The sequence below is a fragment of the Williamsia sp. SKLECPSW1 genome (genome assembly GCF_054332755.1).
In genome coordinates this window covers 126,182-141,566 of the sequence record NZ_JBTGLI010000002.1, presented here as the reverse complement: position 1 = coordinate 141,566, position 15,385 = coordinate 126,182, and the positions used below count along the sequence as shown (strand labels likewise).

Here is a 15,385-nt window from a genome sequence, read left to right as displayed (position 1 = left end):
GGGCAGGTGGTCGGCCTCAACCCCTCACCAATGATTCCGGCCGTCGTCAGCCGAGGTGACCGTCCCTGTCGCTGATCGACGACCAGCTCCTCCCCCGGGCAGCCGCAGCAGACGAATCCTGACCCCGGTCGGCCACCGAGACCGTCACGCCCCGGGATGCGTGCGCGGGTGGGCCTTCAGGTACGCAACCCTCCTGCTTCTCGCGATGTCATGCGCGAGCACGGGATCGTGCAGGAGTCGCTTGTCGACGCAGTACAGAGCCACGGCCACCGCGAAGAGGAGCACCGTCGTGCCGGCGATCGCCGCAGCAACGGTGCCGTCACCACTCGCGAAGTTCACCAGCGAGAGTGCCGCGGTGGTGACGCCGGCGAGGACCAGCACATACGCCGCCCACATGGCGACCATGGCGATTCGTGCCTGTACCGCGACCCGACCGAACCTTCTTCTCATCGCTGACCTCCGATGTGAGGGATGACGTGCTGACTTCTCGACCGTATGAATGGTCGACTCTGGTCCGTAGATGCCGAGTTCCCCTCGTGCAAGGACGTTGTGCCTCGTGCGGGTGGACCGAGGTCGACCGGTCGGCGGCCGGTGCCGATCCTCATCGCCGAGCGGGTCTGCGCAGCGGCAAGCCGATGGACTCGGGGATGCTCGACGTCGAGATTCGGTGGCGGAACACCCAGTAGGTCCACGCCTGGTAGCAGATGACCACCGGGACAAGCACGAGTGCCGCCCAGCTCATGACTGTCAGCGTGTAATGCGTCGACGACGCATTGGCGATGGTGAGGTCGAAGGCGCTGTCGGTGCTCGACGGGAGCACCGCCGGCCACAGCGAGCCGAAGAGCATGACGACGACGGCGACGATGGTGAGGCTGGTGCACACGAAGGCCAGCAGTTCGCGATGCAGGACCGTACCCACCGCCGCGGTCACGGCTGCCACCGCAGCGACCACCAGCGCGATCACCGTCCACGCGGCGCCGTGCGCGATCTGTGTCCAGACACCGAAGACGGCAACCACCAGCACCATCGGCACGGCGACCAGCTGGGCGGCCGCCATGGCCGACGTGCGGATCTCGCCACTGGTCTTGAGTGCGAGGAAGGCTGCTCCGTGGGTGAGGAACAGCAGCAGGGTGGCGAGCCCTCCCAGCAACGCGTACGGGTTGAGAAGATCAAGGAAGTCGCCGGTGTACTGGTGGTCGGCGTCGATGGGCAACCCACGCAGCACGTTCGCGAACGCCACGCCCCACAGCAACGCAGGCAACCAGGAGCCGAGGCCGATCCCGATGTCGCACCACCGGCGCCATCGCGGATCGTCGATTTTCCCACGCCACTCGATGGCGACCACCCGGGTGATCAGCCCGAGGAGTATCGCGAGCAGGGGGACGTAGAACGCGCTGAACATCGTTGCGTACCAGCCCGGGAAGGCCGCGAACAACGCCCCTCCCCCGGTCAGCAACCACACCTCGTTCCCGTCCCACACAGGTCCGATGGTGTTGAGCAGGACCCGGCGACGTACGTCCCCTGTCTCGGCGGATTCCTTTCGGGCACGGCCGAGGAACGGCATCAGCATCCCGACCCCGAAGTCGAAACCCTCGAGGAGGAAGTAGCCGGCGAACAGCACGGCGACGACGATGAACCAGACCTCTGCAAGCGTCATCTGTCTCTACCTCTGATCTCAGTAGGCGAACGAAAGGTGTTCGGGTTCATCGCGCGTGGCGCGATCATCCGGTTCGGGCCCGTCACCGGACGGGGGAACCGCGTCGTGCTCCGACGGTCCCTCGGTCGTGTAGCGCCGTATCAGGGTGAACCAGACGACGGCGAGGGCACCGTAGACGGCGGTGAAGGCGATCAGCGACGCGAGCACGAGTCCTGCACTGTGCGTGGAGACGCCTTGCTGCACCGTGAGGTGGAGGTTCTGATCCCCGGTGGGGTTGGGCGCCACCATCCAGGGTTGACGCCCCATCTCCGTGAACACCCATCCGGCACTGTTGGCCAGGAACGGGGTCGGGATCGCCGCGATGGCAAGACGTCCCAGCCATATCGAACTCGGCACACGGCCCCTGCGGGTGAACCAGAGGCCCACCACCGCCAGCAACGTCGACCCGAGGGCCCAGCCGATCATCGCGCGGAAAGCCCAGTAGGTGACGAACAGGTTCGGTCGGTAGTCCCCAGGACCCACCGTCTCGGCGTAGCGCTGCTGCATCTCGGCGACACCCGGCAAGGTCGAGTCGAGGGTGTTGGTCGCCAGGAACGACGTCAGACCGGGCAGTTCGATTACTCGGGTGATGGAGTCGCAATTGTTGTGGGTACCGATCGTCAACACCGAGAACGACGCACCGGTCTCGGTGTGGCAGAGCGACTCGGCCGAGGCCATCTTCATCGGCTGCTGTTCGAACATCAGCTTGCCCTGCACGTCACCGGTGACCGCCAACGCGATACCCGAGACGACGATGACCCACAGCGCGAAGCGGGTGACCGGGCGGAACATCGTGCCGGCCTCGAGCCGCTGGGCCGACGCGAGCGCCGCATCCGACGTCGTCGCCGCTCGACGTGAGGTGCGCACCATCCACCAGATGCCGATCCCCGCGACGAATGTCCCTGCGGTGAGGAAGGACCCGGCGACGGTGTGCGGGAACGCCGCCAACGTCGTGTTGTTGGTCATCAGAGCCCAGAAGTCGGTCAGCTCGGCGCGCTTGGTCTCGGGGTTGTAGCCGGCGCCCACCGGGTGCTGCATCCACGAGTTGGCGGCGATGATGAAGTAGGCGGACGCGTTCACGCCGACGGCGACCAGCCAGATGCACGCGAGGTGCACCTTCTTCGGCAGCCTGCCCCAACCGAAGATCCACAGTCCGAGGAAGGTCGACTCCAGGAAGAACGCGACGAGCCCCTCGAGGGCCAGCGGCGCACCGAACACATCACCGACGAAGCGGCTGTAGGCACTCCAGTTCATGCCGAACTGGAATTCCTGGACGATGCCGGTCGCGACACCGAGCGCGAAATTGATGAGGAACAGCTTCCCGAAGAACTTCGTCGCGCGGTACCACTGCTCGTTGCCGGTGACGGTCCACACCGTCTGCATCATCGCGATCATCGGCGCCAAACCGATCGTCAGCGGGACGAGGATGAAGTGGTAGACCGTCGTGATCCCGAACTGCCAACGCGACACATCGAGCGCGTTCATATGAGCCTCGCCATCGTGGACACACGTCGACATGCGTGCGGGCGTGCTCATTGCGCGCCGGAGTCAGCCTGATCGAAACGGCCGTCGCGCCACATGGACTTTCGTCACCGAACGCCAGGCGAGTGGTCACCTCCGTTCACCGCTGAACGGCGACGCCACTCTGGCACCCTCGATCGCAGGCCCCTGGCGCTGCCGAGCCCCGGCGAACCGCCACGACCCGAAGGAGGACGCGTCATGACCACCCTTGACGAAGCAGCAGCGCTGTCGCGTGACGAGCAGGGCCTGGTGGTGGTGGCGACGCTACGAGCGAACGGCACCATCCAGTCCTCGTTGGTCAACGCCGGCGTCCTCGCCCATCCCGTCACCGGAGAGACCGTCCTGGCCTTCGTCGCGGCGGGCCGCGTCAAGCTGGCCAACCTGCGGGAGCGACCCCAGGTCACCGCCACCTTCCGCAGCGGGTGGCAATGGGCGGCGGTCGAGGGAAGAGCCGAGCTCGCGGGACCGGATGACCCCCGACCATGGTTGGACGCCGACAGGTTGCGAGTGCTTCTCCGAGACATCTTCACTGCAGCGGGCGGCGACCACGACGACTGGGACGAGTACGACCGCGTGATGGCCGAGCAGCGTCGAACGGCGGTACTCATCAGCCCCGACCGCGTCTACAGCAACGGATGATCCTGCGACGGCTTCGGTGTCACGAACCGTTCCTCGACCAGCGCGACCACCGCGTGAACCGTGGTCACCGCTGCACAGTCGGTCGGCTCGTGCCGGCCGCTCACTGACCTCCCCCGTCACACGACGGATCCACACTTGACCCCGCGCGCCTTCGTAGGTGATGATTTCGTCAGTATTGACGACTTCGTTCACAGCTCCACGTCGGTGTGGACTGGTCGTCGGAGGGAGTGACGCATGGCGCCGAGCCTCATCGGTTCGCGATCGACGCATCGCGGAGCACCCGTGGTCGACCTCGATCTGTACGGCGACGAGGTGGTCGACGACGGGCCGGCCGCGTACCGCCGGATCCGCGATGCCGGTCCCGTGGTCTGGTTGCCCCGACACCGGATGTTCGCGATCGGACGTTTCGACGATGTGCGGGCGGTACTCCGAGACGACACGACGTTCCGCAGCGGCAAGGGTGTGGCGGCCAATCCCGTCGCCAACACGCTCGGGCAGTTCACCACCCTGTCCAGCGACGACGACACCCACATGACACGACGCATGATCTTGATGCAGTCGTTGACCTCTCGGGCCATCCGACCCTCGCTGCCGACCTTCGAGCAGGAGGCGGCGGCGACCGTCGACAGACTCCTGGAGCGCCCCGACTTCGACGGTATCGCCGACTTCGCGACACGACTTCCGGTACAGGCGGTCGCCGAACTGGTGGGTCTGAACGTGACCGCCGACCAGATGTTGACGTGGGGGCGCGCCACCTTCGACGGGCTGGGGCCGACGAATCGTCGAGCGACACAGTCCCTTCGAGGGTCGCTGGGGCTGTTCGCCTACACCTTGAAGGTGAGCCGCCGGCACGTCACGCCCGACGGATGGGCCTCGACCATCCTCGATGCCGCGGACCGCGGGGAGATCGGGCGCCTCGAGGCGAAGAACATGATCATCGATTTCGTGGCCCCGAGTCTCGACACCACCATCCTGTCGACCGGACAGCTGCTGTGGAGTCTCGGCACCAACCCGCACATCTGGCAGCAACTCCGCGACGATCCCGAGCTGATCCCGGCCGCGGTGGTCGAGGCGGTCCGGTTGGCGTCGCCGGTGCGTTCGTTCACGCGGTCGGTCGCCGCGCCCACCGACATCGGTGATGTGCACCTGCGTCCCGGCGACCGCGTCGCGGTGGTGTTCGCCGCCGCGAACACCGACGAACGCCAGTTCCATCACCCCGATGAGTTCTCGCTGCTCCGCCAGGGTGGGAACGTCGGATGGGGGCACGGGATGCACACCTGCGTGGGTATGCAGTTGGCCAAGCTCGAGATGCAGACGCTGCTCCGCGCGATGGTGCCGCGCGTCGAATCCATCACCGTCGGTGACGCGGAGAGGTTGCGGAACAACTGTCTGCAGGGCTTCGAGTCGTTCCGCGCCGCGTTCGCGTGACCGAACAGCCGAGGAGATACGCACGGCGTCGTGCGGAGAGGTGTGTCTGCCTGTGTCCCATGTGATCACCCGACCGTGCTGCAACGACGCCAGCTGCGTGACCGTGTGCCCGGTCAACTGCATCCACCCGACCCCGGGCGAGCCGGACTTCGCCACAGCCGAGATGCTCTACATCGACCCGATCGCGTGCATCGACTGCGGCGCCTGCGTCGACGAGTGTCCGGTCGACGCGATCGTCCCGGACGACCTGCTCCCCGCCGACTCCGTGTACCCCGCGATCAACGCGGAGTACTACCGCGGTCGCGAGATCACCCGCGAGTGGACTCCACCACGGCCGGCAGCAACCGTGACCGGGCCTGCGCCGCTACGGGTCGCGGTCGTCGGGGCGGGCCCTGCGGCGTTCTACACCGCCGGCGAACTGCTGCGCCACCGCGATGTGGGCGTCGACATGTTCGACCGGCTCCCCACGCCCCACGGGCTGGTGCGTGCGGGGGTCGCCCCCGACCACGCGTCGACGAAGGGCGTCGAACGGTCGTTCGCCGCCGTCGCCGCGCACGACGGATTCCGCTTCTTCCTGAACGTCGAGGTGGGAACCGACATCACCATCGACGAACTGCGTGAGCGCTACGACGCAGTGGTGATCGCCTGCGGCGCAGCGCGAGACCGGCGGCTCGACATCCCCGGCGAGGACCTGACCGGATCGCTGGCGGTCACCGATGTCGTGGCCTGGTACAACGGGCACCCCGACCACGCCGACGACGTCGTCGACCTCTCCGCCGAATCGGTGATCATCGTCGGCAACGGCAACGTGGCCCTCGACGCAGCGCGGATCCTGCTGACCCACCCGGACGATCTGGCTCGCACCGACATCGCCGACCACGCGCTCGATGTCCTGCGTGCGTCCCGGGTGCGTGAGGTGACCGTGCTCGGCAGACGCGGCCCCGCACACGCCGCGTACACCAATTCCGAGTTCGAGGCGTTCGGGTCCATCACGGGCGTCGACGTGCACATCGACCCTGCCGACCTCATCCTCGACGCAGCCACACATCGCGCCGAGCAGTCCGGGTCGCTGGACCCGACGACGGCGATGAAACTGCACCTCGCCCGTCAGTTCGCCGCGCGTGAGCCGACCGGCGCAGCACGCACCGCGGTGTTCCGATACCTCTTCTCCCCCACCGCGATCACCGGCGGTTCCGGCACCGTGGAGGCGGTGACGTGCGTGCGGAACGCGTACGTCGCCGACGACCCCGCCCGGGTCGCCCCCACCTCGGCCACGGTGATCTTCGGCGCCGGGGCGGTCATCCGGTCGATCGGATACCAGGCACACCCCGTTCCGGGACTGCCGTTCGACGACTCCCGCGCCGTCATCCCCAACGAGCGAGGACGCGTCGTCGACGGCGACGCACCTGTTCCCGGTCTCTATGTCGCCGGGTGGATCAAACGCGGCGCACGCGGTGGGATCGGCGCGAACCGCCAGTGCGGCAGGGAGACCGCGGAGGCGATCCTGAGCGATTGGTCGGAACGTCGCCTGCCGCCCCCGAGCGTGTCCAGTGCAGACACGGAGGCCCTGCTCGACTCACGCGGCACTCGACGCGTCGACGCCGCCGGCTGGGCCGCCATCGACATGCACGAACGCGCCGCGGGCCGCGTCGACGGTCGTCGTCGACGCAAGCTGACCTCCACCGAGGACATGCTCCGGGTCGCGTCCCCGACCGCCACGCCCTGACCGCCGCTCACCGACATCGAACAGCCACACCACATCCCGGGAGAACCATGATCACTGCAGCCCGCTCCTCCTACCTGATCGGTGTCGCGCGCGCCGCGATCGGAGTGGGATACATGATCGCACCGACGCGTGCCCACACCCTTCTCGCCGGCCGCGATGCGCGACTACCCAGCACTCGCGCGGCCAGCCGCACGTTCGGGATCCGAGAGATCTACGTCGGTGGGAGTGTCGTGGCAGCGCAGACGCGGGCCCCACGTGCGGTCCTGCCCCTGTTGATCGCAGGTGTCGTCGTCGACGTCTGGGACACCGCCGCTTTCGCGAGGACAGCTGATCTCCCGCCGTCGATGCGGCGATCCGGTGTCGCGGTCGCCGGCGGGTTCACCATCGGTGGTGTCGCGGCCGCACTCGCTGCCGCTCGCAGTAGGCGCGCTGCCACCCCCACCCCGGCAGCGGGAGCGCGGTGAGCGCCGCGATGACGTCGACGACGAACGGAGATCCGGTGTCTGCACCGCCGACCAGCGCGATGTGGCCCGCCTACGACACCCCCGCGGACATCACCGCGATCGAAGCAGTTCCTCTGAACGATCGTGGACTACCGGCCACCACCGACGAAGCTCTCACCCGCGCCGCGAGGCTCTGGCCCGACCGTCCCGCGATACGTGTCATGCCCGATGCGGAGCGGTGGCAGTACCCGACGGAACGCAGCTATGCGGAGTTGCTCGCCGCTGTCGACCGGCACGCGGCGGTACTCCGTGACGCAGGCGTCGCGCGTGGCGACGCGGTCACCCTGTTGTCACCGAACTGCTGCGAGCTCGTCGAGGTGTTCCTCGCCGCTCAACGGGTGGGAGTCGCGGCGCCGATCAATCCGGCCATGGACAGTTCGCACGTCGTCGATCTCATCGCACGCACGCGCTCGCGGGTCCTGGTCGCCGCGGGTCCGACGCTGGACGAGGACGTCTTCGACCGCATCGACGACATCGTCGCCGCGACCACCATCGACACGGTGCTGCTCCTGCAGCCCACGGGCGCCGGAGAGCCCACCGAACTCCCGACGTTGCGCACCGGGGCGACGGTTCGGCACCTCAGCGGTCCGGCGTCGGACATCGCTGCGGCCGAGACGGACACATCAGTGCCCGAGGGATCGGATTCACCGGCCGGAGATGATCTGGCGTCGCTGTTCCACACCGGCGGCACCACCGGCACCCCCAAACTGGCGGCCCACACCCACGGCAACGAGATGTCCAACGCGTGGATGATCGCGGCGAACAGTGTCCTGGACGACGACTCCGTGGTGTTCGCCGCATTGCCGCTGTTCCACGTCAACGCCCTCATCGTCACCGTGCTGGCCCCGATGCTCCGCGGGCAGACCGTGGTCTGGGCGGGCCCGCTCGGCTACCGCGACGTGGCCCTGTACGGCGTCTACTGGAAGGTGGTGGAGGCGGAACGGATCTCGGCCATGAGCGCGGTGCCGACGGTGTATTCGGTACTCGCGCAGTGTCCGGTCGACGCCGACATCTCCAGCCTTCGCGCTTGTCTGGTCGGAGCGTCGATGCTGCCGCCGGCGGTGCGGACTGCGTTCGAGACCCATACCGGCGTACCGCTGCTCGAGGGGTACGGGTTGACCGAGGCGACGTGCGCCAGCGTGCGCAGCTTCCTGGCGGGTCAGCCCGCGGGATCGGTGGGTCAGAGAATGCCGTACCAGAAGGTCAGGGCCGTCGACGACGTCGGTGACGACGTTCCTCCGGGACGTGCGGGGCGGTTGCTGATCGCGGGCCCGACCGTGTTCGCCGGCTATGTCCGCGGCCGCACCGACAGCGGCTTCGTCGTCGATCCCGGAGACAGTGTCCGTGACGGCTGGCTCGACACCGGCGACCTGGGGTCGGTGGACGACGACGGCTTCGTCACCCTCACCGGCCGAGCCAAGGACCTGATCATCCGCGGGGGTCACAACATCGACCCCGGTGCCGTGGAGGACGCGCTGCTGACCCATCCCGACGTCACGGGTGCCGGCGTCGTCGGCCGTCCCGATGTCCACGCCGGGGAGGTTCCGGTCGCGTTCATCACGATCCGTGACGGCGCGACGGTGACCGCCGACGAGGTGCGGTCGTTCGCCGCGCACCACGTGTCGGAGGCAGCGGCGGCCCCCAAGTCGGTGACGATCGTCGACGCCCTGCCCGTCACCGATGTCGGCAAGCCCTACAAGGTGGCGTTGCGTGCCGAGGCGACCCGCACCGCGCTCGAGGCAGCACTCGTCGACGCGGCGGTCATCACCCGGGTGACGACCCGGATCGACGACGGTGCCGTCGTGGCGGTCGTCGACCGACCTGACGACGTCGATCGAGCGACCCGTGTCCTCGACACCTTCCCGGTGCGGTGGGAGTGGGCGACGTCGAGACCGCCGACCTCGTGAGCGTCGGTGACGGCCCCGCCTCCCCGGTCGATGTAGCGTCGCACCGATGGGCGACCCGCAGTGGACTCTCACACCGTCCGACGGCGCGATCCTCGAGATCTGCACCGGCGTGACCGGCAAGGCCGCCGCGATGGGCCACAGGTTGACCATCGCGGTCACCAGGTGGCGCGGGACCGTCGACTTCGACGGTGGGCAACCCGCCGCCGTGGTGCTGACGGCCGATGTCGATTCACTAGACGTGGTTCACGGTGAGGGTGGCGTCACTCCGTTCTTGGCGCCGGAGAGGGTGGTGGCGCGGTCGAACGCTCTGAAGACCATGGACGCGAAACACTGGCCCCACATCGTCTTTCGCGCTCAGACGATCCAGGGCACCGATGAGGGATTCCACCTGGCCGGAGAACTCGAGATCCACGGTACGACTCGCGGCCACTCGGTCGAGCTGACAGTCGTCGGGGACGACGGCCACCGGCGGATCGCTGCCGAATCCACCGTGCGCCAGTCCGATTTCGGCATCACACCGTATTCACAACTACTGGGAACGATGAAGGTCGTCGACGAGGTCACCGTCCGGTTCGCGGCGACGGTTCCCGGCGAGGGATGACCTGCAGGTCATGAGTTCTGGTCGATGTAGGTGTCGGCATCCTTGTCCGGAACGTCGATCCCCTGTCGGTGAGCAGCCTCGTAGGCCGCGAAGGCCACGGCGAGATCATGACGGCGCTGCAGGTCGGCGTTCTGTCTGATGTCGGCGATCGCCCCCCGCTCCTCTTCGGCCATGTGGTCGCTGTTCGCGATCCTCGCGTCGACCACCGCCTTACGCCACTCCGCGCTGCCCACGGGGTGATCGGCAGCGGCGCGGACGGCGTCGCGGATCTCGTTGTGGTCATGGATCGCGTCGCGCGTCTCCGCCTCCGGGCCGTCCTCGCGGCTCGCGCCGTGACCGATGTCCAGGAGCGCCGGATAGAAGATCTCCTCCTCGGCGGCGGCGTGGACCTCGAGCAGATCGGCGAGTTGGCCCCACAGCAGTTCGAGCACCCTCGGATCGTCGCCCGCCTCGTCGAGGAGGGCGAACTGACGTCGCTGCTCGTGGTGGTCCTGAAGTATCAACTCGGCGATGTCCATCGGTCTCCTCGGAGTTAGAGCCGTTCCCTGACAGACTCCAGTATCCGACTCTCCGCGCCCTCGACAACCACCACCCACCTCGTCGACGATCTCGCCGCCGACTGCGCCGTCGCGGCGCGCTCCACGAACCGATCGGGTCAGTCGCCGCTGGGCGTCAACAACGCCACCGGCGGCTTGTAGTCGCCGTGGTCCCGGGACACCGACGACGCGCCCGCCGGGTAGGTCCGGCGGTAGCGCTGACGCTTCACCCGGGCGATGTGCTCCTGCAGTGTCCGATCACCTCTGGCCATCGCTCGGGCGCGGATCGAGTAGATGACGACGCCGTAGGCGACGACCCACACGGCCAGACCGATGATCCCCGGCGTCGTGAGACCGGTCGCGAGTCCGGCCAATCCGAGCGCGAGAGCGGCCGACCCCAGCATGAACGTCGCCCAGCCGATCTGTCCCCAGAGGAGTGCGCGTCGCAATCGCGCGCGGCGCATGCGAGCGGCACTCAGCGGCGCCCGGTGATGTAGGTGCGGTGCGTGAACACCCATCGTGACGGCCATGACGCGAACCTCCTGCTGATGTGATCTGGACCACATGTTCAACAATCCGCCTCACCAGGTATTTCCGCAAGTGCGCTCACGGCCGGGGCGACGCCGCGCGGGTCAGCCGATCCCCGCGGTCGGGAACGTCACCCCGGCCAGTCGCTCCGACGTCTCCCACACACGCGTCGCCTCGTCGGACGAACGCAGACGGGAGTAGAGCGACTGCGGCGCGGGCGCACCCCCGAGGTGGCCGATCCCCTTCGGTCCGTAGAGGGTGCCGTCGACGGCGTCGGGCGTCGTGGCCGCGAGGACGGCGGGCAGGGCAGCCGTCTCGGCGGTCCCGACGACCAGTCCGCGGGCGGAGAGCCACCGGATGAGCCGCACCGACCGGGTGTCGTCGGCGCGCCCGACCTCCGGTCGTGCGGCCAGCAGGCTCGTGGGCGCGACCCCCGGATGCGCGAGCACACTCGTCACTCCCCATCCGAACCGCTCGCTGCGGCGCCCGAGCTCGATCCCGAACAACCCGAGTGCGATCTTCGACTGGCTGTAGGCACCCATCCCGTCGTAGTCCTTCTCCCATGCGAGGTCGTCCCAGTTGATCGACCCACGGTTCGCCGCGACGCTGATCTGCGACACCACCCGCGCCCGACCCGCCTGCAACAGCGGCAGAAGACCGGCGACGAGCGCCACGTGGCCGAGGTGGTTCGTCGCGAACTGCACCTCGGCGCCGTCGTCGGTCACCTGACGCTCCGGCGGCGTCATCAGTCCCGCGTTGTTTACCAGCATGTGGATCGGTTTTCCCTCGTCGCGGAGTCCGGCCGTGAGTTCTGCGACCGACGCGAGAGACGAGAGATCCATGATGCGCAGGGACACAGCGGCATCCGGCTGCCCGGCACGGATGGCGTCGACCGCGGCTCGGCCCTTGGTGCTGTTGCGGACAGGGAGGACCACCTCAGCGCCGGCCTGTGCCAGCCTGCGGGCGATGCGGAGTCCGATCCCGTCGCTACCGCCGGTCACGACGGCTCGGCGGCCCGTGAGGTCGGGGACGGTGATGTCGATCGTGCGTGGCATGTCTGCTCCTTCGGTGCGGTCTGCACCACTGTGGCCGTCCCGGTGGCACGCATCCAGGACCTGTCGGTCCACCTCATCGACAACACGCCCTCGGGGGTCGATCACCCGAGGGGTGGATCACCGAGGCGTGGCTGCCGGGGCGACGGGGCACTACAACGGGATCATGACCACCGAGGGGATCCGACCGTGATCGACCGCACCGGCCTCGCCGACTTCCTGGGGCGACGTCGCCGAGCACTGCAGCCGGAAGACGTCGGGCTGCCGCGCGGATCACGCCGACGGACCGAGGGCCTCCGCCGCGAGGAGGTCGCCGGCCTCTGCCACATGTCGACGGACTACTACGCGCGCCTCGAGCGGGGCACCGGGCCCTCGCCGTCGGAGCAGATGATCGCGGCCATCGCCCAGGGACTCCACCTCTCACTCGTCGAACGCGATCATCTCTTCCGTCTGGCCGGCCACCGACCACCCGCGCACGTCGCCTCCGGTGACCACATCGGGCCGGGGCTGCTCCGCATCCTCGACCGCCTCGACGACACCCCCGCCGAGATCGTCACGGAGCTCGGCGAGACATTGCGACAGAGTCCGCTGGGCGTAGCGCTGACGGGTGACACCACACGGTTCACCGGTCCCGCGCGCAGCCTGGGCTACCGGTGGTTCACCGATCCCGCGACGCGGGCGCTCTACGCCGAGGAGGAACACGACTTCCTCGCCCGGATGTTCGCCTCGGGCCTCCGGGAGAACATCACGCTCCGCGGCCGCCCGTCGCGTGGTTCCGAGCTCGCCGACCTCCTGCTCGCCGAGAGCGACGAGTTCCGTCGGGTGTGGGATGCGCATGAGGTCGGGGTCCGGCCACGCGACGTGAAGCACTTCGTCCACCCGGAACTCGGGCCGCTCGAGCTGGCCTGTCAGACGCTCATCGACCCCCTGCAGTCCCACTTCCTGCTGGTGTACACCGCGATCCCGGGTTCGCGGTCCCACGAGATGCTGCAGATGCTGCCCGCACTCGTACCGACAGGCTGACCACGAGCCTGCAGACCACCTGTGCGGCGGTGGGTCTCAGTCGCCGATGGAGACTGCGCCGTCCTCGCCCGGTCCCCGATCGCCGGATGTCAGACACCAGATGACGACGACCGCGAAGGCGAGACCCACCGCGGCAAGACCCGTCGAGATCGACATGATCGGCCCTGCCGCCGGGGCCGTGCCCATCGTCATCCGGTGTGTCGTGTGGTCGGCGTCGCCGGCCACTCCCCCTGCGAGTCGGTGCACGCCACGACCGACGCGCACCGCCTCCCTCGCACGGCCGGCCACGATCGTCACGAGCACCCGTGATCACAGTGCGCCGCAGTCGACGCCGGGACGTTGAGGACCGGGTTCGCGTCGAAGAAGTTGTAGGGCTTCAGCGTGAACCCGGCGTAGTCGGTCGGCATCACCGGCCAGTCCTCCGAGCGTGGGAAATGGGTGAGACCGAACGTGTGCCAGACGACGATGTCCTCGCCGTCGAGCGGCCGGTCGGCCGCCATGTAGGCGGCCACGCCCTGCGAGCCGTCGCTCTGGTTCACGTGATCGCCTGCGGCGTACCGCTCGTCCTTGTCGTACCGCGACACCCAGACCTGATTGGTCGTGAACGGCGCACGTCGGGCGATCGACGACGACGGGTCGGCCAGCAGCGTCGGCGTCTGCTGGGCGTGCAGCGCGTAGCCGGTGGCCGCCCCCATCCTGTTCGTCTTCTCGGTGTTCACGATGTGCCACGTCCTGCCCACCTCCGCGTTCGCGCGACGTGCGCCGTCGCGTTCGGAGCCGATCCGGGTGGAGGTGAAGGTGAACGCGTTCCCCCACGGGTTGCCGTCCCCGATCGGCACAGTCGCGGCGTCGATCTCGTCGACGGCGTTGCTCAGCCCGTCGACGGTCATGTCGAGGCGCGCGTTGAACAGGTGCTGATGGAACGGCAGCCCGAGACCCGGTGCGACGTGACTCTGGTACGACGACCCCTCGGGCGGATACGCCGCGGTGAACGCGACGCCGGTCAGCTTCGCCTCGAGTTCGATGGTGCCGTCGAGATAGAGGTACCAGTAGAACCCGTAGTCGTAGTTGCCGACGGTCGTGAAGAAGCTGATCACGAGTCGTCGCTGGCGACGGACCTCACTCGACCCCGTGAACACGTCGCTGTGCTTCCACAGCGTCCCGTAGTCCTCCTCGTGCATGCAGATGGCGTTCTCGACAACCCGTGGGCTGCCCTGCTCGTCCGCGAGGACGACGTCGAAGTAGTGGATCTCGCCGAGGCAGTCGCACCCCAACGTCAGCGAGTTGGCGTACCGCCCGTACACGTACTCCCCGGTGTCGAAGTAGTTCTGCCAGAAACGATTCGGTGACGGATCGCCGTACGGGACGACCATCTCGTCGATCGAGGCGCGATACATCACCGGACGGTCGAGGTAGCTCAGGCGCCGCAGGATCAGGCCCTCGCGGGCGTCGAAGGAGATGTCGAGCGACCAGTTGGCCCACTCGATGTGCTCGCCGTCGACGGTGAAGCTCGGCCCCTCCGGCTGCGTGATCTCGATCGGCGTCAGTCCCTCGAGCGGTGGTCCGGCCACGGCCGGGTCGTCGAAGTTCCCCGATTCCGCCGGTACGTCGTAGGTGCGGTAGTCGACCAGGTCGACGAGTTCGTGGCCGATGATGTCGACGTAGGCACACAGCCCGTCGACCGGGTGCGCCCACGGGTGGTCCTTGGGGTGCTCCTGTACGAACGCGAACGACCGCACGATCCGCTTGCCCGCCTCACCGGGCAGGTCGTACGAGCCTGCGGACAGCGGCACCACGACAACGCTGGCCGGGTCGATCCCCCGCTTCTCCAGCGCCGCGATCCAGCGTGGCTCCGTGGCGAGGAACTCCGCGACGATCTCGAACTCACCGTCGAGGATCGGCACCTGGCCGGCCCGGACGTCGATCGCGCGGTGCTCGACCCGACCGGAGTCGAGGTCGACGAGAACATCGCTCGAGGCGCCGTCGGCGATGTCCAGCAGAAGGGCGCGCACGATCCGTGCGGGTGCGGGCGCCTGCCCGGCGGCGTGGGCGAGAACCTCTGCCTTGTCGGGTTCGTCGAGCCCCACGTAGACGAACCGTGTCGTCGGCGTCAGCGCGCCGGCCTCTCCGAGGAGTTCTCGCGCGCGCCGGATCTCGTCGGCGCTGAGACTGCCGAGAACCGCAGACGTGGTGGGTGTCGCGTCGATCGTTGTCATCAGATGGGT

At 68.2% G+C, this 15,385-nt stretch carries 15 protein-coding genes; 7 read left to right on the top strand and 8 right to left on the bottom strand.

Annotated elements, in window-relative coordinates; genetic code table 11:
• Nucleotides 1-144: 144 nt before the first annotated feature.
• The 3 genes from ACXVUM_RS16520 to ACXVUM_RS16510 form a co-directional block, all read right to left on the bottom strand.
• The gene (locus tag ACXVUM_RS16520; RefSeq protein WP_458523020.1) at nucleotides 145-450 is read right to left on the bottom strand and encodes a hypothetical protein; all 306 of its coding nucleotides are present in this window, start codon (nucleotides 448-450) and stop codon (nucleotides 145-147) included.
• A gap of 151 nt (nucleotides 451-601) precedes the next feature.
• Nucleotides 602-1,657, bottom strand: coding sequence for a cytochrome d ubiquinol oxidase subunit II (gene cydB / locus ACXVUM_RS16515; RefSeq protein WP_458523019.1), 1,056 nt, complete (start codon nucleotides 1,655-1,657; stop codon nucleotides 602-604).
• An 18-nt stretch (nucleotides 1,658-1,675) separates the two neighbouring features.
• A complete protein-coding gene (locus ACXVUM_RS16510) occupies nucleotides 1,676-3,181 on the bottom strand; it encodes a cytochrome ubiquinol oxidase subunit I (RefSeq protein ID WP_458523018.1) in 1,506 nt (501 codons plus the stop codon).
• 234 nt (nucleotides 3,182-3,415) lie between these two features.
• Here ACXVUM_RS16510 and ACXVUM_RS16505 point away from each other — a divergent pair, with 234 nt between their 5' ends.
• From ACXVUM_RS16505 to ACXVUM_RS16480, 6 genes are all read left to right on the top strand, one after another.
• A complete protein-coding gene (locus ACXVUM_RS16505) occupies nucleotides 3,416-3,856 on the top strand; it encodes a TIGR03618 family F420-dependent PPOX class oxidoreductase (protein WP_458523017.1) in 441 nt (146 codons plus the stop codon).
• A gap of 234 nt (nucleotides 3,857-4,090) precedes the next feature.
• Nucleotides 4,091-5,284, top strand: a complete 1,194-nt coding sequence (locus tag ACXVUM_RS16500; protein ID WP_458523016.1) for a cytochrome P450 — start codon at nucleotides 4,091-4,093, stop codon at nucleotides 5,282-5,284.
• 52 nt (nucleotides 5,285-5,336) lie between these two features.
• Nucleotides 5,337-7,010 (top strand): FAD-dependent oxidoreductase, encoded by a 1,674-nt coding sequence (locus tag ACXVUM_RS16495; RefSeq protein ID WP_458523015.1) that lies wholly within the window; start codon nucleotides 5,337-5,339, stop codon nucleotides 7,008-7,010.
• A gap of 47 nt (nucleotides 7,011-7,057) precedes the next feature.
• Nucleotides 7,058-7,474 carry a hypothetical protein gene (locus ACXVUM_RS16490; protein WP_458523014.1) on the top strand — a complete coding sequence of 139 codons (417 nt, stop codon included), beginning with the start codon at nucleotides 7,058-7,060 and terminating at the stop codon, nucleotides 7,472-7,474.
• A gap of 59 nt (nucleotides 7,475-7,533) precedes the next feature.
• A complete protein-coding gene (locus ACXVUM_RS16485; RefSeq protein WP_458523535.1) occupies nucleotides 7,534-9,420 on the top strand; it encodes an acyl-CoA synthetase in 1,887 nt (628 codons plus the stop codon).
• Between the two features lie 109 nt (nucleotides 9,421-9,529).
• The gene (locus ACXVUM_RS16480; protein ID WP_458523013.1) at nucleotides 9,530-10,021 is read left to right on the top strand and encodes a YceI family protein; all 492 of its coding nucleotides are present in this window, start codon (nucleotides 9,530-9,532) and stop codon (nucleotides 10,019-10,021) included.
• Between the two features lie 8 nt (nucleotides 10,022-10,029).
• Here ACXVUM_RS16480 and ACXVUM_RS16475 read toward each other — a convergent pair whose 3' ends face one another.
• The 3 genes from ACXVUM_RS16475 to ACXVUM_RS16465 all read right to left on the bottom strand — a co-directional run bounded on the left by ACXVUM_RS16475 (nucleotide 10,030) and on the right by ACXVUM_RS16465 (nucleotide 12,140).
• Entirely contained in the window at nucleotides 10,030-10,539 is a 510-nt protein-coding gene (locus ACXVUM_RS16475; protein ID WP_458523012.1) for a hemerythrin domain-containing protein, read from the bottom strand.
• 137 nt (nucleotides 10,540-10,676) lie between these two features.
• Nucleotides 10,677-11,087: a hypothetical protein gene (locus ACXVUM_RS16470; protein ID WP_458523011.1), complete on the bottom strand. Its 411-nt coding sequence runs from the start codon at nucleotides 11,085-11,087 to the stop codon at nucleotides 10,677-10,679.
• A 102-nt stretch (nucleotides 11,088-11,189) separates the two neighbouring features.
• A complete protein-coding gene (locus tag ACXVUM_RS16465; protein WP_458523010.1) occupies nucleotides 11,190-12,140 on the bottom strand; it encodes an SDR family oxidoreductase in 951 nt (316 codons plus the stop codon).
• A gap of 186 nt (nucleotides 12,141-12,326) precedes the next feature.
• Between ACXVUM_RS16465 and ACXVUM_RS16460 the strand changes: the two genes are divergently transcribed.
• Nucleotides 12,327-13,160, top strand: coding sequence for a helix-turn-helix transcriptional regulator (locus ACXVUM_RS16460; RefSeq protein WP_458523009.1), 834 nt, complete (start codon nucleotides 12,327-12,329; stop codon nucleotides 13,158-13,160).
• A gap of 36 nt (nucleotides 13,161-13,196) precedes the next feature.
• Here the strand turns inward: ACXVUM_RS16460 and ACXVUM_RS16455 are convergent, their stop codons facing one another.
• Nucleotides 13,197-13,463, bottom strand: a complete 267-nt coding sequence (locus ACXVUM_RS16455) for a hypothetical protein (protein WP_458523008.1) — start codon at nucleotides 13,461-13,463, stop codon at nucleotides 13,197-13,199.
• On the bottom strand, nucleotides 13,454-15,376 hold the full coding sequence (locus ACXVUM_RS16450) for a primary-amine oxidase (RefSeq protein ID WP_458523007.1): 1,923 nt from the start codon (nucleotides 15,374-15,376) through the stop codon (nucleotides 13,454-13,456). Before ACXVUM_RS16450 ends, ACXVUM_RS16455 begins: the two co-directional genes overlap by 10 nt.
• Nucleotides 15,377-15,385 lie beyond the last annotated feature (9 nt).

Bases quoted from the DNA above. Each gene is read 5' to 3' on its own strand.
- ACXVUM_RS16520 (WP_458523020.1), bottom strand. From the start codon at position 450: ATGAGAAGAAGGTTCGGTCGGGTCGCGGTACAGGCACGAATCGCCATG.
- cydB (WP_458523019.1), bottom strand. From the start codon at position 1,657: ATGACGCTTGCAGAGGTCTGGTTCATCGTCGTCGCCGTGCTGTTCGCC.
- ACXVUM_RS16510 (WP_458523018.1), bottom strand. From the start codon at position 3,181: ATGAACGCGCTCGATGTGTCGCGTTGGCAGTTCGGGATCACGACGGTC.
- ACXVUM_RS16505 (WP_458523017.1), top strand. From the start codon at position 3,416: ATGACCACCCTTGACGAAGCAGCAGCGCTGTCGCGTGACGAGCAGGGC.
- ACXVUM_RS16500 (WP_458523016.1), top strand. From the start codon at position 4,091: ATGGCGCCGAGCCTCATCGGTTCGCGATCGACGCATCGCGGAGCACCC.
- ACXVUM_RS16490 (WP_458523014.1), top strand. From the start codon at position 7,058: ATGATCACTGCAGCCCGCTCCTCCTACCTGATCGGTGTCGCGCGCGCC.
- ACXVUM_RS16485 (WP_458523535.1), top strand. From the start codon at position 7,534: ATGTGGCCCGCCTACGACACCCCCGCGGACATCACCGCGATCGAAGCA.
- ACXVUM_RS16475 (WP_458523012.1), bottom strand. From the start codon at position 10,539: ATGGACATCGCCGAGTTGATACTTCAGGACCACCACGAGCAGCGACGT.
- ACXVUM_RS16470 (WP_458523011.1), bottom strand. From the start codon at position 11,087: ATGGCCGTCACGATGGGTGTTCACGCACCGCACCTACATCACCGGGCG.
- ACXVUM_RS16465 (WP_458523010.1), bottom strand. From the start codon at position 12,140: ATGCCACGCACGATCGACATCACCGTCCCCGACCTCACGGGCCGCCGA.
- ACXVUM_RS16450 (WP_458523007.1), bottom strand. From the start codon at position 15,376: ATGACAACGATCGACGCGACACCCACCACGTCTGCGGTTCTCGGCAGT.